28 protein-coding genes are annotated in these 26,686 nt (G+C 64.4%); 20 read left to right on the forward strand and 8 right to left on the reverse strand.

The genetic code is table 11. From position 1 onward, the window contains the following. The first annotated feature begins 141 nt into the window (after positions 1-141). From nifH to HL666_RS15725, 11 genes are all read left to right on the forward strand, one after another. Entirely contained in the window at positions 142-1,029 is an 888-nt protein-coding gene (nifH, locus tag HL666_RS15675) for a nitrogenase iron protein (protein ID WP_012045780.1), read from the forward strand. A gap of 82 nt (positions 1,030-1,111) precedes the next feature. After that, positions 1,112-1,846 (forward strand): nitrogen fixation protein NifQ, encoded by a 735-nt coding sequence (locus tag HL666_RS15680; RefSeq protein ID WP_172132840.1) that lies wholly within the window; start codon positions 1,112-1,114, stop codon positions 1,844-1,846. A gap of 17 nt (positions 1,847-1,863) precedes the next feature. After that, positions 1,864-2,358, forward strand: coding sequence for an iron response transcriptional regulator IrrA (gene irrA / locus HL666_RS15685; RefSeq protein ID WP_172112529.1), 495 nt, complete (start codon positions 1,864-1,866; stop codon positions 2,356-2,358). 313 nt (positions 2,359-2,671) lie between these two features. Beyond that, entirely contained in the window at positions 2,672-3,811 is a 1,140-nt protein-coding gene (gene nifV / locus HL666_RS15690) for a homocitrate synthase (protein ID WP_172182329.1), read from the forward strand. A gap of 2 nt (positions 3,812-3,813) precedes the next feature. Further along, positions 3,814-4,605 carry a serine O-acetyltransferase gene (cysE, locus tag HL666_RS15695; protein ID WP_172112531.1) on the forward strand — a complete coding sequence of 264 codons (792 nt, stop codon included), beginning with the start codon at positions 3,814-3,816 and terminating at the stop codon, positions 4,603-4,605. Continuing rightward, complete coding sequence (gene nifW / locus HL666_RS15700) at positions 4,602-4,940, forward strand: nitrogenase stabilizing/protective protein NifW (protein ID WP_172182330.1); 339 nt, start codon at positions 4,602-4,604, stop codon at positions 4,938-4,940. The genes cysE and nifW overlap by 4 nt, the downstream gene beginning before the upstream one ends. 259 nt (positions 4,941-5,199) lie before the next feature. Further along, positions 5,200-6,045 (forward strand): electron transfer flavoprotein subunit beta/FixA family protein, encoded by an 846-nt coding sequence (locus HL666_RS15705; RefSeq protein ID WP_172112533.1) that lies wholly within the window; start codon positions 5,200-5,202, stop codon positions 6,043-6,045. 51 nt (positions 6,046-6,096) lie between these two features. Continuing rightward, positions 6,097-7,203 (forward strand): electron transfer flavoprotein subunit alpha/FixB family protein, encoded by a 1,107-nt coding sequence (locus HL666_RS15710; RefSeq protein ID WP_172132843.1) that lies wholly within the window; start codon positions 6,097-6,099, stop codon positions 7,201-7,203. Positions 7,204-7,225: 22 nt separating this feature from the next. After that, a complete protein-coding gene (locus tag HL666_RS15715; protein WP_172112535.1) occupies positions 7,226-8,533 on the forward strand; it encodes an FAD-dependent oxidoreductase in 1,308 nt (435 codons plus the stop codon). 40 nt (positions 8,534-8,573) lie between these two features. Then, entirely contained in the window at positions 8,574-8,870 is a 297-nt protein-coding gene (locus tag HL666_RS15720) for a ferredoxin family protein (RefSeq protein WP_172112536.1), read from the forward strand. A 147-nt stretch (positions 8,871-9,017) separates the two neighbouring features. Beyond that, on the forward strand, positions 9,018-9,224 hold the full coding sequence (locus HL666_RS15725; protein ID WP_172112537.1) for a TOBE domain-containing protein: 207 nt from the start codon (positions 9,018-9,020) through the stop codon (positions 9,222-9,224). Between the two features lie 7 nt (positions 9,225-9,231). Here HL666_RS15725 and HL666_RS15730 read toward each other — a convergent pair whose 3' ends face one another. Continuing rightward, positions 9,232-9,825: a DUF2478 domain-containing protein gene (locus tag HL666_RS15730; RefSeq protein ID WP_172132844.1), complete on the reverse strand. Its 594-nt coding sequence runs from the start codon at positions 9,823-9,825 to the stop codon at positions 9,232-9,234. A 119-nt stretch (positions 9,826-9,944) separates the two neighbouring features. Between HL666_RS15730 and modD the strand changes: the two genes are divergently transcribed. Continuing rightward, a complete protein-coding gene (gene modD, locus HL666_RS15735; protein ID WP_172182332.1) occupies positions 9,945-10,811 on the forward strand; it encodes a ModD protein in 867 nt (288 codons plus the stop codon). Here modD and HL666_RS15740 read toward each other — a convergent pair whose 3' ends face one another. The 4 genes from HL666_RS15740 to HL666_RS15755 form a co-directional block, all read right to left on the reverse strand. Further along, a complete protein-coding gene (locus HL666_RS15740; protein WP_512699043.1) occupies positions 10,812-13,172 on the reverse strand; it encodes an ABC transporter substrate-binding protein in 2,361 nt (786 codons plus the stop codon). Positions 13,173-13,274: 102 nt separating this feature from the next. Then, positions 13,275-14,192 carry an SEL1-like repeat protein gene (locus HL666_RS15745; RefSeq protein ID WP_172112539.1) on the reverse strand — a complete coding sequence of 306 codons (918 nt, stop codon included), beginning with the start codon at positions 14,190-14,192 and terminating at the stop codon, positions 13,275-13,277. A gap of 503 nt (positions 14,193-14,695) precedes the next feature. Continuing rightward, positions 14,696-15,241: an alkylhydroperoxidase, AhpD family gene (gene ahpD, locus HL666_RS15750; RefSeq protein ID WP_172112540.1), complete on the reverse strand. Its 546-nt coding sequence runs from the start codon at positions 15,239-15,241 to the stop codon at positions 14,696-14,698. Positions 15,242-15,243: 2 nt separating this feature from the next. Next, positions 15,244-15,798, reverse strand: coding sequence for a peroxiredoxin (locus HL666_RS15755; protein WP_172112541.1), 555 nt, complete (start codon positions 15,796-15,798; stop codon positions 15,244-15,246). A 589-nt stretch (positions 15,799-16,387) separates the two neighbouring features. On the opposite strand from HL666_RS15755, the gene HL666_RS15760 reads away from it, so the two are divergent. The 6 genes from HL666_RS15760 to HL666_RS15785 all read left to right on the forward strand — a co-directional run bounded on the left by HL666_RS15760 (position 16,388) and on the right by HL666_RS15785 (position 22,087). Next, complete coding sequence (locus tag HL666_RS15760; protein ID WP_172112542.1) at positions 16,388-17,431, forward strand: ABC transporter substrate-binding protein; 1,044 nt, start codon at positions 16,388-16,390, stop codon at positions 17,429-17,431. Next, positions 17,428-18,249 carry an ABC transporter ATP-binding protein gene (locus HL666_RS15765; RefSeq protein WP_172182333.1) on the forward strand — a complete coding sequence of 274 codons (822 nt, stop codon included), beginning with the start codon at positions 17,428-17,430 and terminating at the stop codon, positions 18,247-18,249. The genes HL666_RS15760 and HL666_RS15765 overlap by 4 nt, the downstream gene beginning before the upstream one ends. Next, on the forward strand, positions 18,246-19,112 hold the full coding sequence (locus HL666_RS15770; RefSeq protein WP_172182335.1) for an ABC transporter permease: 867 nt from the start codon (positions 18,246-18,248) through the stop codon (positions 19,110-19,112). Before HL666_RS15765 ends, HL666_RS15770 begins: the two co-directional genes overlap by 4 nt. Before the next feature lie 32 nt (positions 19,113-19,144). After that, entirely contained in the window at positions 19,145-20,068 is a 924-nt protein-coding gene (locus HL666_RS15775; RefSeq protein ID WP_172112545.1) for an acetamidase/formamidase family protein, read from the forward strand. 29 nt (positions 20,069-20,097) lie between these two features. Continuing rightward, complete coding sequence (locus tag HL666_RS15780; RefSeq protein ID WP_172112546.1) at positions 20,098-20,853, forward strand: SDR family NAD(P)-dependent oxidoreductase; 756 nt, start codon at positions 20,098-20,100, stop codon at positions 20,851-20,853. Positions 20,854-20,974: 121 nt separating this feature from the next. Further along, entirely contained in the window at positions 20,975-22,087 is a 1,113-nt protein-coding gene (locus HL666_RS15785; RefSeq protein WP_172182336.1) for a mechanosensitive ion channel family protein, read from the forward strand. An 18-nt stretch (positions 22,088-22,105) separates the two neighbouring features. On the opposite strand, the gene HL666_RS15790 is transcribed toward HL666_RS15785, so the two are convergent. From HL666_RS15790 to HL666_RS15800, 3 genes are read right to left on the reverse strand one after another with little or no spacing between them, the layout of a single operon-like run. Then, complete coding sequence (locus HL666_RS15790) at positions 22,106-22,807, reverse strand: DUF1045 domain-containing protein (protein WP_172182338.1); 702 nt, start codon at positions 22,805-22,807, stop codon at positions 22,106-22,108. A 6-nt stretch (positions 22,808-22,813) separates the two neighbouring features. Continuing rightward, positions 22,814-24,001: an alpha-D-ribose 1-methylphosphonate 5-triphosphate diphosphatase gene (locus HL666_RS15795; RefSeq protein WP_172182339.1), complete on the reverse strand. Its 1,188-nt coding sequence runs from the start codon at positions 23,999-24,001 to the stop codon at positions 22,814-22,816. Further along, on the reverse strand, positions 23,998-24,660 hold the full coding sequence (locus HL666_RS15800; protein WP_172132852.1) for an LbetaH domain-containing protein: 663 nt from the start codon (positions 24,658-24,660) through the stop codon (positions 23,998-24,000). The genes HL666_RS15795 and HL666_RS15800 overlap by 4 nt, the downstream gene beginning before the upstream one ends. A 178-nt stretch (positions 24,661-24,838) precedes the next feature. On the opposite strand from HL666_RS15800, the gene phnC reads away from it, so the two are divergent. Together phnC and phnD are read left to right on the forward strand one after the other, a co-directional pair. Then, positions 24,839-25,645, forward strand: coding sequence for a phosphonate ABC transporter ATP-binding protein (gene phnC, locus HL666_RS15805; protein WP_172112551.1), 807 nt, complete (start codon positions 24,839-24,841; stop codon positions 25,643-25,645). A gap of 72 nt (positions 25,646-25,717) precedes the next feature. After that, positions 25,718-26,650, forward strand: coding sequence for a phosphonate ABC transporter substrate-binding protein (phnD, locus tag HL666_RS15810; protein ID WP_172112552.1), 933 nt, complete (start codon positions 25,718-25,720; stop codon positions 26,648-26,650). Positions 26,651-26,686 lie beyond the last annotated feature (36 nt).

Genomic DNA, 26,686 nt, shown 5'->3' on the forward strand with positions numbered 1-26,686 from the left:
GGGCTGAGTGCACGCCGACGCTTCGGACGAGCGATGCTCTCCTTCCCAATAACCCGTCTGCCGGTTCGGACACATGAGAGGACGCGGTCACGCTCCGCTGCAAGCGGGCGCGGCCATAGCAATCGGTTGATGGAGAGCAGAATGGCATCCCTGCGACAAATCGCATTCTACGGCAAAGGCGGCATCGGCAAGTCGACGACGTCGCAAAACACTCTGGCTGCGCTGGCCGAGATGGGTCATCGGATCCTGATCGTCGGCTGCGACCCCAAGGCGGATTCGACCCGCCTGATCCTGCACGCCAAGGCGCAGGACACCATCCTGAGCCTGGCCGCTGCCGCGGGTAGCGTAGAGGACCTCGAGATCGAAGAGGTCATGAAGGTCGGCTATCGCGACATCCGTTGCGTCGAGTCCGGCGGTCCGGAGCCGGGCGTCGGTTGCGCCGGCCGCGGCGTCATCACCTCGATCAACTTCCTGGAAGAGAACGGCGCCTATGAGGACATCGACTACGTGTCCTACGACGTGCTCGGCGACGTGGTCTGCGGCGGCTTCGCGATGCCGATCCGCGAGAACAAGGCGCAGGAGATCTACATCGTGATGTCCGGCGAGATGATGGCGATGTATGCCGCCAACAACATCTCCAAGGGCATTCTGAAGTATGCGAACTCCGGCGGCGTGCGCCTGGGCGGCCTGGTCTGCAACGAGCGCCAGACCGACAAGGAGCTGGAGCTGGCGGAGGCTCTGGCGAAGAAGCTCGGCACCCAGCTGATCTACTTCGTGCCGCGCGACAACATCGTGCAGCACGCCGAGTTGCGCCGCATGACCGTGCTGGAATACGCGCCGGAGTCGGTCCAGGCCAACCACTACCGCAACCTGGCGACCAAGATCCACGGCAATGCCGGCAAGGGCATCATCCCGACCCCGATCACGATGGACGAGCTCGAGGACATGCTGATGGAGCACGGCATCATGAAGGCGGTCGACGAGAGCCAGATCGGAAAGACTGCCGCCGAACTCGCCGCAACGGCTTAAGCAGTCTTGGTACCGGCCTTCCTCCCGTCGGAAGGCCGGTACCTCTTCGGAGGCCCCGCCGTAGTCAGCAGGAGATCTCGTCATGGCAATTGCAATCGTGGATGTCTCGCAATCCGTCGAGGCCGGCCTGCAATCTGCGCCGAGCGGCGTCGCCTTTGACGACGACAGACGGCATCATGGCCGCGAAATCTACCGCCTGCTGGCAGGCGTCGATCCCGACGACGCGTTGATCGTCGACGATGCCGGCTTCGACCGTCATGTGATCGCATGCATTCTTGCCGTCTCCGCGATGGAGCACGGCACGCTCGCGGAGCGGGCGGGACTCTCGACCGTCGAGCTGATCACGCTGTTGGCGCAGCTGTTTCCGGCCGCCCCAATCGATTCATCCTGGCTGCCGATCAACGGCGCCGCGGCGGCGCCCGAGGATGACGAGATCGCGATGGTGCGCGATCTTCTCGCAGCGCAGCGCTCCACCGACGGCGACGTCGGCCGCTGGCTCGCAGCCATGGTGGCGCGGCGCGCGATGGAGCCGAACCATCTGTGGGAAGACCTCGGCCTGCGCGAGCGCTCCGAATTGTCGCGGCTGCTGATGCGCCATTTCGCGCCGCTGGCCAGCCGCAACGTCAGAAACATGCGCTGGAAGCGCTTCTTCTACCGCATGCTGTGCGAGGACGACGGCTTCGTGATGTGCACGACCCCGGTCTGCACCCAGTGCAACGATTTCCAGCTCTGCTTCGGCGAGGAGAGCGGTGAAAGCCGGATGGCGGAGCGGCGCCGCGAGGTGGCGCTGCAGGAGGCGGCCACCGCCGCAATGTGAGGTCGAGGACTGCGACGATGCTGATGGACCCCCAGCTTGGATCTCCGTGCAACTCCGAGCATGGACGTTGCCCCGAAGCCGAGACCTGCGAGGCTGGCGAGGCCCTGATGCGCAGATGCGAGGACGCGCTGCGACTGGCAGGTTTGCGGCCGACCCAGCAGCGCCAGCAGCTCAGCCGGATCCTGTTCGGCAATGGCAACCGCCACATCACCGCCGATGTACTCTATGCCGAGGCGGTCGCTACCGGCATGAAGATCTCGCAGGCGACCATCTACAACACGCTCAATCAGTTCGTGGAGCTCGGTCTGCTCAGGCAGATCGGCGTCGACGGCTCCCGGTCGTTCTTCGACACCAACACCACCGTGCATCCGCACTTTTTCTACGAGGACGAGGGCGAACTCGTCGACGTGCCTGATGTCGTCGCTTTCGATCAGCTGCCCGAGCCGCTGCCGGGCTATGCGATGGAGCGGATCGACGTCGTCATTCACCTGCGCCGCAAGCGTCACGGCTGAACGCCGCAGGCACCGCAGCAGTCCAACTCTCTCCATCTCCGCCGCGTCCGATTTCCGACCCTGTTACGAATCCGACAATCTCGGTCGCTTGGAAAAGCCGTGCATATTCAAACGAGTAGAATGATCTCTGGCCGTGGCATGGCCGTTGCTCAGTGAATGACGGCCGTGACGAGCAACCTGCTCAGGCGGTCGACACAGGTTGCGACGGAGCAAGTGAATGCCTGACGTCCTCGGACCGCGCGGGCCCAAAAAAGTCGGCAGGAATGCCAGTGATGGCGGCTCTGCTCTCGGGAGCACCGTCCCGGGGAGTCCGATGCCCCGGGTCATCCTGAACGACACCACGCTGCGCGATGGCGAGCAGGCCCCGGGCGTTGCCTTCGCCCTCACCGAGAAGGTCGCAATCGCCCGTGCGCTGGCGCGGGCCGGCGTTCCCGAGATCGAGGCGGGCACCCCGGCAATGGGCCCCGACGAGATTGCCGCCATCCGCGCGATCGTCGAGGCCGGTCTGCCGGCGACCATCATCGGCTGGTGCCGGATGCGCGAGGCCGACGTCGATGCCGCGATCGCTGCGGGCGTGTCGATGGTGAATGTCTCCATCCCGACATCGGACGTGCAGATCGCGGCCAAGCTCGGCGGCGGCCGGAGTGCTGCGCTGGATCTGCTCAAGCGCGTCGTGGGTTATGCCAGAAGCCGAGGATTGGCGGTCGCCGTCGGCGGCGAGGACTCGTCGCGCGCGGATGTCGGCTTTCTCGCCGAAGTGATCGGGACCGCGAAGGCGCATGGTGCGCGCCGCTTCCGTGTCGCCGACACGCTGAGCGTGCTCGATCCCGATGCGACGTCGGTGCTGGTCGGGGCCCTGCGTGCGACGACCGACCTGGAAATCGAGTTTCATGGCCATGACGATCTTGGTCTCGCCACCGCCAACACGCTGGCCGCGGTCAAGGCCGGCGCGACGCATGCGTCCGTCACGGTGATCGGGCTCGGCGAACGCGCGGGCAATGCGCCACTGGAAGAGGTCGCCGTCGCGCTGCGGCAGCTCTACGGCCGCGAGACCGGGATCGTGCTGGCCGAGCTCGATCATGTCGCGAATGTCGTGGCCGCCGCCGCGGCACGCGCGATTCCGCTCAACAAGGCGATCGTCGGCGAGCATGTCTTCACCCACGAGTCGGGAATTCACGTCGACGGTCTGCTCAAGGACCAGCGCACCTATCAGGCGCTCGATCCGATGCTGTTCGGCCGTTCCAACCGGATCGTGATCGGCAAGCATTCAGGTCTCTCGGCGATCACCTCGCTGCTGTCGGATCTGCGCCTGCCGGCGAGCGCCGACCAGGCGCAGCGCATCCTCGCGCGCGTGCGCAAGCATGCGGTCGCGCACAAGGGGCCGGTGCCGAAAGAAGCCGTTGCCGCCATCTGGCGCGAGGTCTGTGATCACCCGCACGCGAGCTTTGCCTGAGCATGAGCGATATCGTCGAGACTCCCATCGTCAAGCCCATCGCAGCCGAGTCTGCAGCCCCATCGCTGCTCGGCCTGATCCGCGAGGATATCGGCTGCGTCCGTTCGCGCGATCCGGCCGCGCGCAGCGAGATCGAGACCTTGCTGACCTATCCCGGCATCCACGCGCTGATCTGGCACCGCCTAGCGCACCGGCTGTGGATCCGCGGCTGGCGGTTTCCGGCCCGGCTGCTGTCATGGCTCGGACGTTTCCTGTCGAATGTCGACATTCATCCGGGCGCGCAGATCGGTCACCGCTTCTTCATCGATCACGGCGCCTGCGTCGTGATCGGCGAGACCGCCGAGGTCGGCGACGACGTCACGCTGTATCACGGCGTCACGCTGGGCGGCACGTCCTGGTCGCCGGGCAAACGCCATCCGACCCTGGAGAACGGCGTCGTCGTCGGTGCCGGCGCCAAGATTCTCGGGCCGATCACGATCGGGCCGCGGACCCGCGTGGGCGCCAACTCCGTCGTCATCCAGAGCACGCCGCCGGATGTCACCGTGGTCGGCATTCCGGCCAAGGTCGTGCGGCCGGAGTTCACGCACCGCCGCACCGTCGGACGCATCGATCTCGATCATCATCTGATGCCCGATCCGGTCGGTGAGGCGCTGTCGGTCATGCTCGACCGCATCGAGTTCCTCGAAGCGCAGCTCGCGCATGTCCGGCAGAAGGTGCGCCAGGGACCACCGCCGCCGGCGCCGATCAATGGTTGCGAGGTTGACCCGACTTTGACTCAAGGAGCGAAGCAATGACTGCGGCAACACCGAATGTGCTCGAGCAACTGAAGCAGACGTCCGCGGCGGAAGAGTTCTTCAAGCTGCTCGGCGTCGACTATGATCCCAAGGTGCTGAACGTCTGCCGCCTGCACATCCTCAGGCGGATGGGCCAGTATCTCGTCAGCGAGGACTTCTCGGAGGTCCCCAACGAGGAGATCGCGACGCGCTGCAAATCGTTCCTGGAGCAGGCCTACCAGGACTTCGTGGTATCAACCCCGCTCGACCAGCGCGTCTTCAAGGTGCTCAAGGAAGCCGTGGCGCCACCGAAGCCGGCGCCGAAGCCGTTCGTGTCGCTGACGACGCTCAAGTAGCAGACGGACTCATCACGACAACAGCAAGCGCCGCCAGCCCCACTGGCGGCGCTTCTGCTTTCGAAGCGCCCGGCGTGCTGCGCAGCCTCTGTCGCATTCCCGACGCGTGTTGCTTGCGACGTGTCGGACCTCTGCGTCGATCCCGAGCTGCCACGCAGGTGCCTGCGCCAAGCTATTGAATCCGGATCGATATTCATTGCGATCCAAACTGGTACGACAATTGCTGTCCTCATTGCAGGCTCAACACCGGAGTGATCGCATGCATATCGTCGTCTGCATCAAGCAGGTCCCGGACTCCGCGCAGATCCGCGTCCACCCGGTGACGAACACCATCATGCGTCAGGGTGTACCGACCATCATCAATCCCTACGACCTGTTCGCGCTCGAAGCTGCGCTGCAGCTGCGCGACAAGTTCGGCGGCGAGGTGACGGTGCTGACGATGGGGCCGCCATCGGCTGAGGACTCGCTGCGCCGCGCGCTCACCTATGGGGCCGATCGCGCCGTGCTGCTGACCGATCGCTTCTTCGCCGGCGCCGACACGCTGGCAACGACCTACGCGCTGGCGACCGCCATCCGCAAGATCAGCGAGACCTTCGGCGCGCCCGACATCGTGTTCACCGGCAAGCAGACGATCGACGGCGACACCGCCCAGGTTGGTCCCGGCATCGCCAAGCGGCTCGGCCTGCTGCAGCTGACCTATGTGGCCAAGATCAACGAGGTCGATCCCGCCGCGCGCACCATCGAAGCCGAGCGCCGCTCGGAAGGCGGCGTGCAGGTGCTCAAGACCAAGCTGCCCTGCCTGGTTACGATGCTGGAGGCGACCAACGAGATCCGCCGCGGCGCCATGGCCGACGCGCTGCGCGCCGCCCGCGCGCAGATCGTCACCTGGAGCGCCAAGGATGCCGGCGTCGAGGACATCTCGAAGTGCGGCCTGAAGGGCTCGCCAACGATCGTGAAGCGCGTGTTCGCGCCCTCGGCGCGGGCCGAGAAGGCAACCATCGTGGACTTCTCGAACCGCGCGCCGGCCGACGCGCTGATCGAGGAACTGTTCAAGCGCCAGCCGAAGCTCGAAGCCGAGCTGACGACGTCAGCGCACGGCTTCTGACCCCGAGGCTTCTGGCCTCACGGCATCTGACGGATCAAGGGAACGACGACCATGAGCGAACCCACCAAAGCACCGCCTGCCGCAGCCGGTCGCGCCGCGACCAAGAAGGAGCTGCCGGAGCACTTCAAGGCCTACAAGCACGTCTGGGTGTTCATCGAGCAGGAGCGTGGCCAGGTTCATCCTGTCTCCTGGGAGCTGATGGGCGCCGGCCGCAAGCTCGCCGACAAGCTCAAGGTCGATCTCGCGGCCGTCGTCATCGGGCCGCCCGGTGAGGCCGTTCAGCACGCCGCAGCCGAGTCGTTCTGTTACGGCGCGGATCTCGCCTATATCGTGTCCGACGACGTTCTCACGGACTATCGCAACGAGGCTTATACGAAGGCGCTGACCGACGTCGTCAACACGTTCAAGCCAGAGATCCTGCTGCTCGGTGCCACCACGCTCGGCCGCGATCTCGCAGGCTCGGTGGCGACGACGTTGCTCACCGGCCTGACCGCCGACTGCACGGAGCTCGACGTCGATGCCGACGGCTCGCTGGCGGCCACGCGGCCGACCTTCGGCGGCTCGCTGCTCTGCACGATCTACACGTTGAACTACCGGCCGCAAATGGCGACGGTGCGCCCGCGCGTGATGCCGATGCCGGATCGCGTGGAAAAGCCTGCGACGCGCGTGATCGAGCACAAGCTCGGGCTGGTCGAAGAGGACATCGTCACCAAGGTGCTGTCCTTCATTCCAGATCGCGACTCCGCGAAGTCCAATCTCGCTTATGCCGACGTCGTCGTCGCGGGCGGGCTGGGGCTCGGATCGCCGGAGAACTTCCAACTCGTCAAGGGGCTTGCCGCCGTGCTCGGCGCCGAGTTCGGCTGCTCGCGGCCGCTGGTGCAGAAGGGCTGGGTCACCTCCGATCGCCAGATCGGCCAGACCGGCAAGACCATCCGTCCGAAGCTCTACATTGCCGCCGGCATCTCCGGCGCGATCCAGCATCGGGTGGGCGTGGAAGGCGCCGACCTGATCGTCGCGATCAACACCGACAAGAACGCGCCGATCTTCGACTTCGCGCATGTCGGCATCGTCACCGACGCGATCCGGCTGCTGCCGGCGCTGACCGAGGCATTCCGCGCGCGTCTTTCGCCGCATTCGCGCGACCGCATCGCAAGCTAGGCACCAGAGAGGGAGCAGGGCAATGATCGAGGAACGTTTCGACGCGATCGTCGTGGGCGCCGGCATGGCCGGCAATGCGGCTGCGCTGACCATGGCTAAGCGCGGCATGAAGGTGCTGCAACTCGAGCGCGGTGAGTATTCCGGCTCGAAAAACGTGCAGGGCGCGATCCTCTACGCCGACATGCTGGAGAAGCTCATTCCCGACTTCCGCGAGGAAGCGCCGCTTGAGCGGCATCTGGTCGAGCAGCGCTTCTGGATGCTCGACGACAAGTCGCATGTCGGCTTGCACTACAAGTCGGACGACTTCAACGAGGAGAAGCCGAACCGCTACACGATCATCCGCGCCCAGTTCGACAAATGGTTCTCGTCCAAGGTCAAGGAAGCCGGCGCGACCGTGCTGTGTGAGACCACGGTCACCGAGCTGGCGCAGGACGCCTATGGCAAGGTGATCGGTGTCAAGACCGACCGGCGCGATGGCGAGATTCATGCCGATGTCGTCGTGCTCGCCGAGGGGGTCAACGGCCTGCTCGGCACCCGCGCCGGCCTGCGTGAGCGGCCGAAGCCGGACAGCGTCGCGCTGGCGGTGAAGGAGATGCACTTCCTGCCGCGCGAGACGATCGAGGCGCGCTTCAATCTCAAGGGCGATGAGGGCGCGGTGATCGAGGCCGTCGGCACGATCTCCCGCGGAATGACCGGCATGGGCTTCATCTACTCCAACAAGGAGTGCATATCGCTTGGCATCGGCTGTCTCGTCTCCGACTTCCAGAAGACCGGTGAGACGCCGTATGGTCTGCTCGAGCGCTTCAAGCAGCATCCGTCGGTGGCACCGCTGATCGAGGGTTCCGAGGTCAAGGAATACTCGGCGCATCTCATTCCCGAAGGCGGCTACAATGCGATCCCGCAGCTCTGCGGCGATGGCTGGGTCGTGGTCGGCGATGCCGCCCAGCTCAACAATGCGATTCATCGCGAGGGATCGAACCTCGCCATGACCTCCGGCCGCATTGCCGCCGAGGCAATCTTCCAGGTCAAGTCGCGCCGAGATCCCATGACCAAGGAGAACCTCTCACTCTACAAGAAGATGCTGGAGGAGTCGTTCGTCATCAAGGACCTGAAGAAGTACAAGGACATGCCTGCGCTGCTGCACAACCAGTCGCAGAACTTCTTCCTCACCTATCCGCAGCTCGTCTCCAAGGCGATGCAGAACTTCGTGCGCGTCGACGGCACGCCGAAGAAGGAGAAGGAAAGCAGCACGCTGCGCTCGTTCGTCAGCGCGCGGTCGTGGACGGGGCTGTTCGGCGACGCGTTCCGCTTTGCGCGGGCGTGGCGATGATCGCTTGAGTGAACGAAACGGTTGCCAAGGGAGATCAGATATGAGCACGGATGTCGCAGTGCGGGTCGAAGACAAGCTGTTCTACAATCGCTATCAGGTCGATCCGGGCCGGGCCCATATCAAGGTCCGTCCGCATACGACGCCGACGCCGCAGCTGAAGGCACTCTTGAAGGCGTGCCCGGCGCGTTGCTATGAGCTCAACGACAAGGGGCAGGTCGAGATCACGGTGGACGGCTGCATCGAATGCGGCACCTGCCGCGTCATCGGCGAGGCCAGCGGCGACATCGAGTGGAGCTATCCGCGCGGCGGCTACGGCGTGCTGTTCAAGTTTGGCTGACGACGCCGCGGGAATGGCGCATCGTTATAAGACACATGATCGCGGCGCCAAATGCTATATCATGGTTGATATAGGTCATTGAATTCGGGCCGCTCCTCTGCTTACATGCTGCTGCAGCAACGACGCTGCAGCAGATGGGAGCAGCACGTGAAACTGAGCGCACGAAACGTCTTGCCGGGGAAGGTGATCTCCGTATCCAAGGGCGCGACCACGGCCCATGTCAGGGTCGAGCTCGCTCCGGGGCTCACGGTCTTTTCAGCCATCACCAACGAGGCCGTGGACGAGCTCGCGCTCGCGGTCGGCGACACCGTCTCGGCCGTGATCAAGTCATCGGACGTGATGATCGGCAAATAGCACGCGATCACGATGATGGATGAGCCGTCTTGCGATCTTCAGCCGGGGCCGACGCCTGTGGGCTCACCGTCAGCCACCATGCATCCATCGCCGTGCGGGTCGCCGGCAGCAGGGCGCCGAGATCGCCGGTGAAGACGCGCCAATCCTCGATGCATTTCTGCGGCACGGCGGTCAGCACCGGAATTCCGGATGTGATTGCATCGGCCAGCTCGCCGCGCAGTCCGCTCCCCGACGCTTCCTGCTTGGAGAATTTGTTGATCACGATGAGGTCGGCATGGGCCGCGATGGCGCGGTGAACGGCCATGCCGGCTTCGGCAAGGCCGGCCGCATCCAGCTTGCAGGCGGTCGAGCCGCTGCCGAGGTCCTGGCAGATCGAGATCGTATCGCCATTGCCGAGGTCGATGACGTCCATCCCGCTCTTCCTGCCGATCTCGTCTCGGGTGTTGCGCTGAACGATGCCGCCGACGCGGACCCCTCGCAGCACCAGTCCTTGGACAAAATCGTCCAGCAGCACATCGGCATCGTCGCCCGGCCCATAGAGAATGGCGGCGAGGCGGGGCGGATTGAGCTCAGCCGGCTCTTGAAGATCGGGCGGTATCATGCGTTGACCTCGGGCGGCCGCCGTCGTTCCGAGCACATCCAGGCCGTGTCGGCCGGGCCATCGAGGTGCGGCAGCGCGCGGTAGGTATATCGAGAATATGGCCTCGGCACAAAGAGGAGATGCCGCACGTGTTGACCACCGCTCCCCGTCATGATCTGCAAGCTCTGCTTCGGGACGATGTTCCTTACGGCGATCTCACGACGGAAGCGCTGGGCATCGGGGCTGAAGCTGGACTGATGCAGTTCGCCGCGCGCGACCGCATGGTGCTGGCTTTGGCTGAGGACGCCGCTGCGCTGATCGAGCTGGCGGGGTGCCGTGTCGAGCTGCACGCGACCAGCGGAATGGTGCTGGAGAAGGGCGCTCCGATCCTGCTTGCGCAGGGCGCTGCCGCGGGCCTGTTGCGGAGCTGGAAGGTGGCGCAGACGCTGATCGAGATCTGGTCGGGCGTGGCAACCGAGGCCGCAGCGATCGTGCGCGCTGCGCGTGCGGTCGTGCCCGGCATTGCCGTGGCCTGCACGCGCAAGAACGTGCCTGGCGCGAAGTCGTTTGCGGTTGCCGCAGTCAAGGCGGGCGGTGCCGTCATGCATCGGCTCGGCCTGTCCGAAACCATTCTCGTGTTTCCCGAGCATCGCGCGTTTCTCGGCGATACGCCGCTGCCGGATATAGCGGAACGGTTGCGCCGTACCGCTCCGGAGAAGCGGCTCGTCATCGAGGTGACGTCGGTCGAGCAGGCCATCGCTGCCGCTGCCGCGGGCTTCGATGTGATTCAGGCGGAGAAGTTTCCCCCCCAAGACATCGAGGCGCTGGCGGCACGAATGAGAACGCTGCCGAGACGGCCGATCATCGCCGCTGCGGGTGGCGTCAACGCGCAGAACGCCGCGGCCTACGCCGCCGCTGGCGCCGATGTGCTGGTCACCTCGGCGCCCTATCTTGCCCGTCCCTGCGATGTGCAGGTGAGGATCACCGGTGCCCCGGTCACGGCCTGATCATGGCTTCGGGCTTGCTGCGGCTGGCCGCTTCTGGCGGTTGGCGCGCCATTCCATGAATTCACGGAACAGCTTGGGGTCGTTGGGGGCGTTGCTGGCTTGCAGATCGCCCGCCTGGGCGTTGGCGCCCATGACTTGGGGGGCCGGCATGTTACGGTCGAGCCATTCCTGTGCCGTCTTGAACCGCGTCCAGCCGGCGATCGGCGCCAGTGGCGCGACTTCGAGCCATTTCGGATGAAATGGCGGCCGCTGCAGGGCCTGCATGTTGTTGAACAACGCCTCGACGAGTAGCGACAGGCGGCGATGACGATCGCTGCCCGGCTGCCAATTGAACGACGCCAGCAAGGCCTCGGCGGCGATCGTATTCACCGGGGCCTCGGCACTGACGAGGTTGGGATAGTCTTCCGCCGACAGCTTCGCGGGCAGATAGTCGTCATGCAGGGCCCGGTCGTATTCGACGGGTACGAGATGCAGATTAGGATCGTTGACTTGGCTCAGCCATTGCAGCGGCTTGCCTTCGACGGCGATGATGGCGTCGATGTCGCCTTTGCGCAGCATGTCCAGCGCCAGCCGCGGCTCGATGTAGAGAAGGTGCGGCCTGATCCCCAGACGCTCGAACACGTTGATCGAAGTGACGAAGGTGCCGCCGTCGGGCAGGTCGACCGCGATGGTCTTGCCGTCGAGGTCGCTCAGGCTGGTGATCGATTTCGGCGCGACCACGTGCATCTCTTCGTTGAACAGCTTGGCGACATAGGCCAGCTGCTCGCGCACATTGTTGGCGAAATCCTTGCGCTCGAGAAAGGCCAGCGTGTCCTTGCGGATGATGCCGGCGTCGACACCGCGCAGCAGCAGGATGTCGGCGACCGATTGGACCGAGCCGCGCCCAATCACCGGAAGAACGCGCAACTCGGTTCCCTTGTCCAGCACCGAGGAGAGATCCGCGCCCATGTTCGCATAGGTGCTGCCGAGCGATCCTGTCATCAGCGTCACCGTATTGGCGTTCAACTGGTTGGCGAGGTCGCGCTTGGCGTTGCCGTAGCGGAAGATGGTCTTGAAGGAGTCGCTGACGCTGCCGGGATCGGTTCCGCTGCGGACCGGCCCGAACCGCTGCCACCGGCCGCCGGTGAACTGTCCCATCTGCATCTGCTCCAGCGGGGCATGATCGTAGGCGCTGGTATTGATGTTGATTCCGGGCGTCAGCATCGGCAGCGCGAGGCCCTTCAGCGAGCGGGCCTGCCGCATGACGTTGTCGCGCGAGAGATCATCGCCGCAGGCCTTCAGCACCGCGACCATGGTGCTGGCGGCCAGATAGCCGTAGATCGTAAGCCCGTTGTTCTTGGACACGTCCGGCAGGTAGCGATCCATGAAGCTCGACCATGCCCGGTAGGCAGGGTCGCTCGTCGTCGTGGCGTCATCGCCCTCCAGATAATAGCCGGCGGACAGCAGGCCCTCGGCGCTCTGCAGCTCCGCCGCTGACATCAGCGACGTGACGGATTTCGACACCGTGGAGATGATGTGGTCGGGCCGCCAGCCGATCTCGCCGGCCCGGCGGATCGCCATCGCGGTGAATTTCGGCGTGGCGATGTCGAAGAAGATGTCCGCGCCGGATGCCTTCAGGACCGCGATCTGCTGGTTGACGTTGGCATCCGTCACCTTGTACGCCGCCTCCGCGACGATCGGGATCTTGCCGCCAAGTCCGTCCTTCAGGCCCTTGACGTAGTCCTTTCCGAAGTCGTCGTCCTGATAGAGGATTGCGATCTTGCCGCGGGTCCGTGTCTCCAGCAGGTATTGCGCATAGATGTGCGCCTCGGCCTGGTAGCTTGGCTGGAAGCCCATCGTCCAAGGAAATTCGCGCGGCTCGTCCCACATCGAGGAGCCCGAGGCGACGAACAGCTGTGGGACCTTGTTGGCGTTCAGATAAGGTCGGACGGCGGCGTTGGTCGTGGTGCCGAGGCTCGCGAAGGTCAGCAGGACCTTGTCCTCCTCGACGAGCTTGCGCGTCAGGTCCATCGTCTTCTGCGGAGAGTAGGCGTCGTCATAGGAGATGAAGGTGATACGCCGGCCATTGATGCCGCCTTCGGCATTCACCTTGTTGAAATAGGCCGCGATGGTCTTGCCGATGACGCCATAGGCGAGGGCGGGGCCGCTATAGGGCATCGTGTTGCCGATACGGATTTCATTCTCGGCTGCGGCAGCCGTTCGATCGCCGGCCAGCGCGACCGGAACGGACAGAGCCAGAGCAAGGCAGGCGGCCTTCGTGGCGCGACCGGCGCGGACCATCTGATGATGCCGCAACTGATCATCCTGGCTTGCTGTGGCGGTCCCGCCGGTGCCACCCGCCACGCCGATGCTCTGCATCATCAAATCCTCCCCTCGATGTCTTGTTCGTGAGCGCAGACGAGCACGGCCGCCCCTTCTTTCGAGAGCGGTCCGGATCGCGTTTGTGCGTTCCGAGCTGATGAATTAGCGCGCTGCGGAGATGCGGCGGCTTGCTTCCGGCGATCCTTGCTCGGCAGCCCTGAGATACCAGGCGCGTGCCTTGGCAGCGTCGGGAACGGCGCCGAGGAGCCGCGACTTCGCCAGCTCGACCGGGTCATAGGTGCGCGCGAGCAGGAGAGAAGCGTCGGCGATCCCGGCATCGGATAACCGGGTGAGGATCAGGCGCGCGCTTGCGACGTCGCCAGCGGCGAGCAGATCACGCCCCCGCTTCATCAGGCCGTCGACCTCGTCTCGGGGCAGGGGAACGGTCGGACGAGAGGGGGCTGCCGGCAGCATTGGCGGTTGGCTTGCGACCGGTGGGGCAGCGGCAGCCGGTGCGGGAGATGGCGAGGCCGACGGCCAGGCTCTCGTCGTTACGTCGATGCTGCTGGGCGCCACGAGCGAGGCGACGGTTTGCGGCGGATCCTCCTGCGCGACCTTGGCTTCCGCCGGGTCGATCTGGGCCAGGCTCTCCAGCACCGTCGACGGCATGATCTGGCTCTTGCCGCCCGGCACCGCCGCGCCATTGTCGAACGGGACCATGTTGACGATGATCATGGCAACGGATGCGGCGATGCCGACGGCCGCGCCGATCTTGATAAGGCCGCCAAGACGCGACGACTTGTCGGAATCTTCCGGCGGCAGCGGCATGACGACGGGGTCGAGCTTCGCACTCCAGACACGACGCACCTCTTCGTCGTCGAGATCGACAGCGGCCGGCCGCGCCGGCAGGAAGCTGGGCCGGGCGATCAGATGGTGCGGCAGCCGGGCGCCTTCCTCCGGCATGTCGGGGGTCGCGGAGCCGGCGTCCGCCTGGTGTCGGCGCGGCGCATATTTGCGGAGCTCCTCGCTTGCCCAAGGCGGTGTCGGCTTGACCGGATCGTTCTGACCTGGAGCACTCATCACTAGCCTCCTGTCTCCGACGAACGGATCGTGGGAGAGACCTTCAGGGCGTCGGGCGCGCGTGATCGAACCGAGGCTCGCATCATGCGACATCGGAAAGACTTCGCCAACGCTGCCGTCGAGACTGACAGTTCCCGTTTCCTTCCGACACGCGCGCCACTGTTTTCGCGCGCCCTGGTCACAATCGATCTTGCTTGGCCCTGAGCTGATCAATGTTTCTTGGCGGGAAGCGTGAGCAGGTAAGGCTATTTGATGGAAATTTCCCGGCTGGCCATATCGATGAATGCTCGCCATGCGCGAGGTCTCGGGCTGCCTCTGCTCAAAGCGGCAGGTTGGCCGGCAGTATCGAAATGCCGCACCCCATTCGACTTTGCCGCGAAGTCAGAGGCTTAGCTGGCCGGGCGGTTGCGCGCGCTGCGGCTTGTCATGCAACCAATGCGTGAATTGTTGGAAATGAAATGCGGCCGGACAATGCCGGCCGCCTTCACATATCGGGTCGCTTTCTACTCGGCCGCCAGGGCGATCGTCACATCAGCGGCTTCGATCGCCACGGCAACCGACTGGATGATGGCGGCGAAGCGGACGGCGGTCTGGATCGCGGCGGTGCTGACACCCGCGTCCTGCAGAACCTTCTCGTGCGCGTCGATGCAGGTGCCGCAGCCGTTGATGGCCGACACCGCCAGCGACCACAGCTCGAAATCGGCCTTGTCGACGCCGGGATTGGCGATGACGTTCATCCGCAGCCGGGCCGGCATCGTCGCGTACTCCTTGTTCGAGGCAAGGTGCACGAAACGGTAGTAGACATTGTTCATCGCCATGATGGCGGCGGCCGACTTCGCCGCCGCCAGAGCCGCAGGCGACAGATGCGCGGCCGCAACCGATTCAAGGGCCGCGGTCACCGTCGGATTGCGGGTCGCAATCGCGCAGGCGACGAACAGGCCGTATTTGGCCTGCGCGGACAGCGTCTCGTCGGACGCCATGGACGACAGATTGAGCCTGACGTCCTTGGCGAAGTCCGGGATCTGATCCTTGAGCTGCTCGATCGACATGATCAAGCGACCTTCAGGGTCTCGCCGCCGACCTCGCGGTTGCACGGGCAGAGCTCGTCGGTCTGCAGGGCGTCGAGGACGCGCAGCGTATCCTTGGGGGCGCGGCCGACGTTGAGGTTGGTGGCGTAGACGTGCTGGATCGTGTTGTCGGGATCGACGATGAAGGTGTAGCGATAGGCGACGCCGTCCGGCGAACGGACGCCGAGGCCGTCGACCAGCGAGCCCTTGGTGTCGGCGAACTGCCAGATCGGCAGCTTGTGCAGATCCTTGTGGTCGCGGCGCCAGGCAAGCTTGCAGAACTCGTTGTCGGTCGAGCCGCCGAGCACGATGGCGTCACGGTCGGCGAAGTCTTTCCCGAGGCGCGCGAACTCGGCGATTTCCGTCGGGCAGACGAACGTGAAGTCCTTCGGATAGAAAAAGATGATCTTCCATTTGCCGGGAAAGCTGGCTTCGGTCAGGGTTTCGAAGGCGCTCTCGCCCTTCTCCTCCTGAAGGTGAAAACCGGGCTTCACACCGACGACTTCGAACGAAGGCAGCTGACTTCCAATTCCGAGCATGTTGCACTCCAAGAAATTTCTGCGCTGCAATAGCGAGGCGCATTGTGCATTGCAAGCGATATGCCATTAGCTATCAACATCAATGATTTGTCGTAAACACGACAGTCGGCGCGGTGTTGCTGCAATTGCGAATGGAAGCGATGTTCGAGACGGCACCATGCCCGCTGGGAGGCCAAGGCGCCGCGTTCGATTCGTGACACCGGATGACGGCGCAGGATACGTGTCGAGCGTGCACGGGATCCAGACTGCATATAAGGGTTGATGCATCGTCGTCTCGGGAAGGTCGCGCCGGAGGCCCGATCTCACCTCAGGCAGCTGCGGCGGAGCTGCATTTTCTTTGTGCGGCCTTAATGGCAAAATTGACATTATCGCCTTTGTTGCGATGCACGTTTGACCATGGCGACCCGTTAAGCGGCAGCAGGGCGACAACTGCACGGCAGAGCGCGGGCGTCGCACGTCGCTGCGTGTCTCATCACGCTCGGCGTCGTCAGCTTTTGCGCAAATCGCGTCTGTTATTTCGCCTTGCTGCTGCACGTCACGACCATAGTCTCCTCGCAGATTTTCATCGGCCTGGGAGGAGTTCTGCACCATGAGCGAACGTGTCTCGGCATCTGCGAGCGCAAGACCAACCATCGATCGGCGTCGCTTTCTCGCGACGTCAGCGGCAATCGCGGCGGGGCTCGGCGCGCCCGCATTGCTCGGAAGCGGCAGGGCCGCAGCAGCCGGCCTGAAGACGGTCCGCTTCAGCGAGGCCGTGCACAATCTCGGCTACATCAACCTCTACGTCGGCATGCATGCCGGTATCTTCAAGAAGAACGGCCTGGACATGCAGGTGAGCGCCGCGGGCGGCGACACCCAGACCTTCGCCGCCGTGCTCGGAGGCTCCGCTGATTTTGCCATCGGTGACGCGACCATGGCGCAGATCTCGCGCGAGAATGGCGGTCCTGGCGTGGTCGTCGGCACCGTGGTGCAGCGGGCGCATTACTTCGGCGTGTCGAAGACGCTGCAGCCGATCACCGATCCCAAGGGCTTCAAGGGCCTGAAGATCGTGACGTCGCCCGAGCCCAACACCAACTACAGCGTCGCCAAGCGCCTGCTGGAGAAGGCGGGCATGAAGGTCGGCGTCGATGCGACCATCGTGCCGGTCAACCCCGGGACCGAGATCGCGGCCATGCTGGCGGGGCAGGCCGACATCGCCATCGCCTATCAGCCGAGCGTGTCGGCCGCCGAAGCACAGGGCGCCAAGGTGGTGTTCGACTTCTCCAACTATATCGGCCCGTTCTGCAACACCGGCATCATGGTGCTGCCGACCACGATCCAGAAGGATCCCGATATGGTGCAGGCGCTGGTGACCTCGTTCGAGGAGGCCTCGCGCAAGACCTACGCCGATCCGGCCTTCTCCAAGGAAGTCGCGCGCAAGGAATTTCCCGACCTTCCCGGCGAGGTCGTCGACAAGGCGATCGATGCCGAGCTGAAATATCTCATTCCGGCGCAATCGGTGATCACCAAGACGGATCAGTGGGCGAACCTGATGGAGATGCAGGTCTATCTCGGCAACGCCAAAGGCTCGGTGCCGTTCGACCAGATCATCGACAACTCCTTCGCGGAGAAGGCGATCGCCAGTCTCAAATGATTGAGACCAGCCTCAAGACGCAGACCGGCACGGGCGTCGCAGCGCCCGCGCCGCCACTCGTGGTCGAGCATGTCGCCAAGAGCTACGAACTCGATGGCGGCGGTATCGTGCCTGTCATCGGCGATCTCAGCTTGACGTTGAGAGAAGGGGAGATCGTCAGCATCGTCGGTCCCTCCGGGTGCGGCAAGACCACGCTCCTGAATACGCTCTGTGGCTTGCTCGCGCCCGATGCCGGCCGCATCCGCTGGCATGGTCGCGAAGTCGCGGGCCAACCGCAGAACGTCGGCTACATGCTGCAAAAGGACCTGCTGCTGCCGTGGCGAACCGCGCTCGGCAATACGATGCTGGGGCTGGAAATCCGCGGCATGCCGTGGGCTCAGGCCGAGGACCGCTGCCGGGCCATGCTCGACCAGCTCGGTCTGCACGGCTTTGCCGATCATTATCCAACGACGCTGTCGGGCGGCATGCGGCAGCGCGTGGCGCTCGCCCGCACGCTCGTCAACGAGCCCGATGTTCTGCTGCTGGACGAGCCGTTCGCCGCGCTGGATTTTCAGAGCAAGCTCCTGATCGAGAACGACACGGTCGGTCTGGTCCGGCAGGGACGCCGCTCTCTGCTGCTGATCACCCACGACATCGAGGAGGCCGTGTCGCTCGCCGACCGCGTGATCGTGCTGTCGAAGCGGCCGACGCAGATCAAGGCCGTCTACGACATCGCGCTCGGCGCCGATCGTCACGATGTCATCTCCGTCCGGCAGGCGCCCGGCTTCAGCGACCATGTCCGCAGCATCTGGGCCGATCTCGACGTGGTGCTGCAATGACGGCCGATGTCGATGCTGCGCCGGCTTCGTCGGCGGCCGCCCAGACCACCATCGGTCCAGCCAGGCCTATGACGTCCCAAGGGCGGCGCTGGCTGCGGTTGCGCAGCACGCTCGCGGTGCTCGTGACCCAGCTCGTCGTTCTCGCTGGCTTTCTGGCCTTCTGGGAATTCATGACCGGACAGAACAAGGCGGCCGCCTTCATGTTCGGCTCGCCGTCGGCCATCTTCAAGTTCCTGTCGCAGATGGTCTATGACGGCAGCCTGTGGCGCGACACCTCGGTGACCGGTCTCGAGACCCTGCTCGGCTTCTTCGTCGGCAACTGCATCGGCACCTTGATCGGCCTGTCGCTGTGGTATTCGCGCTTCGTCTCACGCGTCGTCGAGCCGTTCGTGATCGCACTCGGCTCGATCCCGATCATCGCGCTTGCTCCAATCATCATCATCTGGTTCGGCACCGGTCTGATCTCGAAGGTCGCAATGTCGACCCTGTCGGTCGTCATCGTCGCGCTGGTGACCTCCTACAAGGGGGCGACAGGCGTCGACCCGGATCAGATCAATCTGCTTCGCACGCTCGGCGCCTCCAAGTTTCAGATCTTCCGCAAGCTGGTGGTGCCGGCATCGCTGGCCGACATCTTTGCCGGCTTGAAGCTGACTGTCGGCTTTGCTCTGATCGGCGCGATCGTCGGCGAGTTCATGTCGTCATCCGAGGGGCTTGGGCACGCCATCTTCAAGGCCGGCTCGCTGTACATCATTCCGAAGGTCTTTGCCGCATTGGTCGCGACCATCGCTTTGGCGCTGCTGCTGACCTTTGCAGTCGGCAAGATCGAGCAGTTGCTGATGCCGTGGCGGCGGCAGCAGCGATGAAATATCGAAGTCAGACATAGCGGGGAGCGATCATGCCACAACGGGTCGGCAAGGCCGGCAACATCAAATATGCGCTTTCAGGTGACGAGGCTTTCATTGCGGCCGTCGATCCCGGCGAGATCTTCGTCGTCGAATGCGCCATCAACGTCAATGACGGCACCATCCGCGCGCTCGGCCAGCAACTCGTCGAGAGCGACGTGACGCTGCCTTACGTCAATGGCGCGACCGGACCGATCGAGGTGCGCGGGGCCAAGGCCGGAGACATGCTGCGGCTCGATATCATCGACATGGAGCTCGACAGGCTCGGCTTCACCGCGCTGTGGCCGGGCATCGGCATGTTTCCGGACTGGGTCCGGCGCAAGGAGTTCGGCATCCAGACCCGCGTCGTGGCCGTCGAGAACGGGCATGTCTTGTGGAGCGAGCACGTGAAGCTTCCGGTTCGCCCGATGATCGGCGTCGCCGGTGTGGCGCCTGTCCATGGCGCCGTGCTGACGGTCGACAACGGTCCTCACGGCGGCAATCTCGACGTCCAGGAGATCACCTCGGGCAATTCGGTGTTCTTCCGCGTCAACAAGGACGGCGCGCATCTCTTCCTCGGCGACTGTCATGCGATCCAGGGCGACGGCGAAGCCAATGGCATGGGCGCAATCGAAATTGCGGCCAATCTCACCGTCAAGGTCTCACTCGACAAGGCGCCGGCACGGCTGAACCATCCGCGCATCGAGACGCCGACGCATATCTGCACGCTCGGCTGCGCGCGCCCGCTCGAGGACGCAATGCGGATCGCCTTCGAGGAGATGATCAACTGGCTCGAAGATGATTGGAAGATTCCGGCATCCGAGGCCTACATGCTGCTCGGCCAGATCGCCGAGGCCCGCTGCACCCAGGTGGTGAATCCGAAATACACCTATATCTGCAAGGTCAACAAGGCCTTGCTCGCCGGCTATCACGGCTGACGCTGCACACTGAGACGAAGGAGACGATCATGGATCTGGGATTGGCCGGCAAGAGCGTGCTGGTGACGGGCGGCAGCAAAGGCATCGGGCTTGCGATCGCCGAGTTGTTTGCCGCCGAAGGCGCCAATGTCGCGATCTGCGCGCGCGATGCCGAGGCGGTCGGCAAGGCGGTCACGAAGCTCTCGGCGAAGGGTGTCAAGGCGTGGGGACAGGGCGTCGACGTGGCCGATCCGGTCGCGTTGAAAGGCTGGGTGGACGGCGCAGCCAAGGAGCTCGGCGGCGTCGATTGTGTGGTCTGCAATGTCAGCGCGCTCGCGGTCGGCGATTCGCCTGAGACGTGGGAGAAATCGTTCCGCACCGACATGATGCACACGGTGAATTCCATTGCGGCGGCCGTTCCGTATCTCGAAAAGTCGACAGCGGCTTCGATCAGCATCATCTCCAGCGTGTCCGGATTCGAGGTCGACTTCGCTGCGGGATCCTATGGCGCGATCAAGGGCGCGTTGATCCATTATGCAAAAGGACTCGCTCACCAGCTCGTCGGCAAAGGCATCCGCGTCAACGCCGTTTCTCCAGGCAACACCTATTTCGAGGGCGGCATCTGGCAGAATATCGAGAGCGGCTCGCCGGACCTGTTCAAGACCGCGATGGGCCTGAATCCCACCGGACGGATGGGAACCGCAGAGGAAGTGGCCTATGGCGTGGTGATGCTGGCCAGCCCGCTGGCGAGCCGAATCTCGGGAACCAACCTCATCATTGACGGTGCGCTGACCAAGGCGGTGTAAGCCCGTCGTTACGGTGGCAGGCGAGCCATGCAGCCGACGAATGCTGCACTGCGGCTGCCGTCCGACTCTCCCTGCGATCTCACGAGTTGAGAGCCCTTGAGGCCGCAACGGAGAGCAAGGCATGCAGGCACTCGTGCAGCAGCTGACCGGTGTCGTTCCGGACTGGATGATCGGGCCGGGCTTGATCATCGGCGCCATTCTCGGTGCGCTGCTCGTCTACAATATCGCGCGCGCCCTCGTGAAGCGGGCGATCGGCAGCCGGAACTCGATCCTGCTTCCCATCCTGCGGAGGACCGCGGGACCGGTGCGGCTCGCTCTCTGTCTGGTGGCCGTCGCGCTGGTTCTTCCGCTGGCGCCGCTGAACGAAGGATGGCGCCGCGCGCTCGCGCACCTGTTCGTGGTGGCGACGATCGCGCTGGTCGGCTGGATCACGATCCGCGTCGTCGACATGGTCTCGGCGCGCTACATGCAGCGGTTCCGCGACGACATCACGGAGAATTTCCTCGCCCGCAAGCATGTGACGCAGGTTCGCGTCTTCAAGCGCGTGATCGACACGTTGATCATCATCGTCGCCGTCTCGGCGGCGCTGATGACCTTCGATTCGGTCCGGCAATATGGTGTCAGCCTGTTCGCATCCGCTGGCGCCGCCGGCCTGATCGTCGGTCTCGCCGCACGGCCCTTGCTCAGCAACCTGATCGCGGGCGTGCAGATCGCGGTCACGCAGCCGATCCGCATCGAGGATGCCGTCATCATCGAGAACGAGTGGGGCTGGGTCGAGGACATCGCCTCGACCTATGTCGTGATCAGGCTGTGGGATTGGAGGCGGATGGTGGTTCCGCTGTCCTATTTCATCGAACGTCCGTTCCAGAACTGGACGCGAGATGCGGCCTCGTTGATCGGCTCGGTGGTTCTGCACGTGGACTATGCCGCGGACGTGCCACGCATCAGGAGGCGGCTGGAGGAGGTCGCGAAGGAGTCGAAGATCTGGGACGGCGCCGTGGTCAATCTGCAGGTCGTCGATACCAACGCGCGCACCATGGAATTGCGGGCTCTGGTGAGCGCCCGGAACGCGCCGCAGGCGTGGGACCTCAGATGTGAGGTCCGCGAGAAGCTCATTGCCTTTCTGCAGCGGGAGATGCGCGAAGCCTTGCCGCGTGACCGCGCGGATATTTCGCCGCCGCTGTCGCTGTTTGATCCGCAGTCGCCGCCGCACTTCGCGGCTGCGCCGACCTGACGGCGGGTTGGCCTGACGTTATGCGGCCGTGATCGGCCAACTGCCGATGATGCTGAAGCGGCTGCTCGCGCTCGGCTGCCGGAACAGTGCGATCCGATCAATTGCCAGCGTGGAAAGCTCAAGGGCCGCGAAGCGGTCCTGGAGCATCGACAAGATGGGACGGCGCCGCACGTCGGAAAGCCGGCATGTCAGCGTCATGTGGAAGCGGAAATCCTCCATGACATAAGGGTAGCCCCAGCGGTCGAGGTGATCGCGCTGTCGTGGCGTCAGCAGGTCAGGCTTGCGCCGCGCCCGGTCCTCCGGCGACATCGCGGCACGAAACGGCTCGAACGCCGTGACGGCAGCGGCCGCGAGCTCCTGGAGTGCAGGTGACGCGTCGCCGGGAATGACGGCGATGAAACCGCTGATCGCGTCGACGACCGGACGGATGAGCGGAACGGCCCGAGGCGCTGCGGCGAAGCTGGCGCAGGCGGCACAGAGCTCGGCTTCGCCGCGCGCATCGGTGAGTGCAAACGGCGCCTTCAATGTCGCGTGGAAGCCGTATTTGCGAGCGTCACCCGTGAGCTCGGTCCAATCCGGGACGGCGTCGCGTATCTCGCTCGGAAACTCCCGTTCACCGCCGGTCCAGGCATCGTAGCCAAGCAGGCTGGCGCCGAATTCCGCTAGGGCCGTGTCAGCCGCCGGCGTGTAGTAGATTGCGTAGCGGGCGACGGCGGTCATGATGCGCTACTCGGCCGCCGCTGCGCGAGGTGCAGCGATGGTGCTGAGTCGAGCGGCCCCCGTGATGTGGACCAGCCGCCCCGCCGCGATCACAGCGACGACGCGCGGACGCGTCGGCATGCTGTCGTCGACGAGGATGATGTCGGCACGCTGGCCTGTCGCGAGCGTGCCACGGTCCGACAGGCCCGCGGCATGCGCAGGACCAGCCGAGATCAGGCTCCAGGCCCGCGACAGGGGAAGAATGCCGTCGGCGGCGAGCCGATAGGCAGCCAGCAACGGCGCTGGATAGTAGTAGTCGGAGGCCAGCACCGAGCACAGCCCCTTGGCGATCATGTCGCTCGCCTTGGTCCAGCCCGTGTGACTGCCGCCGCGGACGACGTTGGGGGCGCCGAACACGATCGCATCGCCGCCTGCGGCGGCTTCGCGCGCGGTCTCCTCATTGACCGGGAATTCTGCGATTCCCACGCCCTGTTCCCGAAAGGCACGGCGCATCTCCGGACTCTCGTCGTCGTGAGACAGCATGCGGATGCCGGCCGCGCGGCCGGCCGCGGCGAGGCGGGCGATCGACGCCGGAACGGCATCGGCCCGTGAAACGATGCGCGCGACCAGGCGATCGAAGTCGCCGCCGGACATTCCCGTGCGATCCACCATGCGCTGGCGCTTGTGCGGCTTGTCCAGGCTCGCCACGGTGGAGTCCATATGGTCGTTGAAGGCGAACAAGTCGATGCGCCGCGCTGCAAGCAATGCGAGGATCTCGTCCTCGTCATCGAGATTGTAGGTCTCGTGACGCAAATGGAAGCGGGTATCGGCAGCGAGGCGCGGCCGCAGAGCTTCGATCGCCCCGAGCAGATGGCGCGCGTTCGCAGCACTTCGCAGGCCCGGCTCCCACGACCAGGTGGTCGCATGGAAGACCGTGGTGATGCCGTTGCTGACGGCCTGGCGGTCGCTATCGACCAGAGCGACGTCGATCGGAAAATCCACGCCTGCGCGCGGCATCATCTGCCGCTCGAAGGCGTCACCATGAATATCGACGATGCCGGGCAGCACCGTGAGCCCGCTCGCATCGAGATCGAGTCCGGTACGCGGTGTAGTCGTGTCGATCCCGGCAATCACGCCCCGCGAGAGGATCAGCGATGCGTCGACGAGTTCGGAGCCGATCAGGCACTTGCCGCCCGAAACAAAGATGTCTGTCATGGCGTGGCACTCTGCCGCAGCTGAGCGCCGTCGTCGAGAGCTGCCTCGTATTTGTCCAGGAAGTCGGCGATCTCCAGGCGACGGAAGTCCGGCAAGGCCGCGCGCAGTACGTCGTGATCCCAGTCCCACCAGGCGAGGCGCCGCAGACGCTCAGCGATGTCCTCCGGGAAACGGCGCTTCAGGAGACGCGCGGGATTGCCGGCGACGATGGTATAATCGGGCACGTCCTTGGTGACGATGGCGCCGGCCGCCACGACGGCGCCCGTGCCGATGCTGCGTCCTGGCAGCACGATCGCACCATGGCCGATCCAGACATCATGACCGATGTCGACATGGTGTTGGCGTCGCCAGGCGAAGAACTCCGCATCGTCGGGCTCGCCCGGGAAATATGCGCTGGCGCGATAGGTGAAATGCGCCTGGGTCGCGCGATGCATCGGGTGATTGCCGGGATTGATCCGGGTCATCGCCGCGATCGAGCAGAACTTTCCGATCGTCGTGTAGGTGATTTGTGCATCGTTGACGACGTAGGAGTAGTCGTCCATCGCCACCTCGTTGAGGATGGTGCGGGCACCCACTTCGCAATAGGCGCCCAGCCTCACGTCGTGGAGGGTTGCGGTGGGATCGACGGTGGGATGGATTGAAAGTGACTTGCCGGCCATGTCTCGTCTGCTTCTGGAGGTTCTCGGATGTCTAAGGTGCTCACTATGACGGTTGCGTGACGGGCGGATGACCGGGGCGTCGCCGATGTGGATGAGCAGGCGAGCGTGAGCGCATTGTCACATAACTGTTGAATCCAGACGCTAGCGGTAGCGCGTCACGAGGCGTCTGGAGCTTGCAATGCTGGTGGTAGATGGTTTGACGTGCCGGTTCGGTACGAAAGCCGCGGTCGACAATGCGTCCTTCGCCATTGCGCCCGGCAGCTTCGTCGGCGTGATCGGGCGGTCCGGGGCCGGCAAGTCGACCTTGCTGCGCTCCATCAACAGGCTCAGTCCCGTCAGCTCCGGACGGGTTTTGTTCAACGATCTCGACGTGACGGCGCTGCGCGGGCGCGATCTGCGCCAATGGCGTGCGCGCTCGGCAATGATCTTCCAGCAGTTCAACCTCGTCGGCCGGCTCGACGTGCTCACCAACGTGCTGATGGGACGGCTGGCCGAAATTCCTTCCTGGCGTTCGCTGGCGCAGCTGTGGCCGGCCGAGGATGTCGCCATCGCGATGTCCGCGTTGGAGCAGTTCGACATGGCCTCGCTCGCCGCGCAGCGCGCTGATCAATTGTCGGGCGGGCAGCAGCAGCGGGTTGCCATCGCGCGTGCGCTCGTGCAGCAGCCCGACATCATTCTGGCCGACGAGCCGATCGCCTCGCTCGATCCCCGCAACACCAAGATCGTGATGGATGCGCTGCTGCGCATCAACAAGCATTTCGGCATCACGGTGGTCTGCAATCTGCATTCGCTCGATCTGGCGCGCAGCTATTGCGATCGCCTGATCGGCATGGCGACCGGGCGCGTCGTGTTCGATGACGTCCCTGCCGCTCTCACCGGCCAGATCGCGCGCGAGCTTTACGATCTGGAAGCCGATGAGGTCATGGACGCTCGCCCCGTGCCGCCGGCAGCCGTTCCGGCCTTTGGCGAGGCTGCCGTGGCCTGAGCCGTATGTATCACCAGTTTCGGCCGCCGCCCGCGACGGTCGCATCGTATGATTGCAGCAAGAGGATAAGTCATGATCAATCGTCGCATCATTCTGGCAGGCGTTGCCGCGCTTGCGTTCACGGCTTCGGCCTCCGCCGCTGACTGGAAGGCGAAGTATCCCGAGCTCACCTTCGCCGTCGTTCCGGCTGAGAATGCCTCGGGCGTCACCGAGCGTTGGGCGCCGTTCGTGAGCTATCTCTCCAAAGAGCTCGGCGTGAAAGTCACGCTGCGCATCGCCAACGACTACGCGGCCGTGATCGAAGGCCAGCGCGCCGGCAACATCCAGATTGCGAGCTACGGCTCGGCCTCGTTTGCCCGGGCCCGCCTGACGGGGGTCAAGACCGATGCCTTCGCCAACGACATCAATGCAGACGGCAGCACCGGCTATTATTCGGTGTTCTTCGTCAAGGCGAGCAGCCCGTATCAGAAGGTCGAGGACCTCAAGGGCAAGAATCTCGGCTTGGTCGATCCGAATTCCACGTCGGGCAACAATGTGCCGCGCTTCGAGCTCAACAAAATGGGTGTGACGGACGCCGAGACGTATTTCGGCAAGGTGGTCTTCACCGGCAGCCACGAGAATGCGGTGCTGGCCCTGTCGCAGGGGACGGTCGACATCGCAGCCAACCAGTGGACCAGCGACAACGACTCGACGCTGGCGCAGATGCTGACCAAGGGCATGCTGAAGAACGCCGACGGCTCGCCGATGAAGAAGGAAGACTTCCGCATCATTCACAAGTCGGCGCCGATCATCAACGGTCCCTACGCCTACAACACCGATCTGCCGGACGATCTCAAGTCGGCGATTGCCAAGGCGTTCTTCGACGCGCCGACCAAGGACAAGGCGGCGTTTGATCGACTTTCCGACGGTCAGAAGAAGGGCTTCCATCCTGCCACGACCAAGGATTGGGACGGCACGATCGACCTGATCAAGTTCGTCGACAGCCTGCGCAAGAAGGCGTCCTGATCGTCATCCGATTGCGGCATGAGCCGGGTCCCTGTG

Origin of the sequence: Bradyrhizobium aeschynomenes (assembly GCF_013178945.1) — a bacterium.
GTDB classification, from domain to species: Bacteria; Pseudomonadota; Alphaproteobacteria; order Rhizobiales; family Xanthobacteraceae; genus Bradyrhizobium; species Bradyrhizobium aeschynomenes.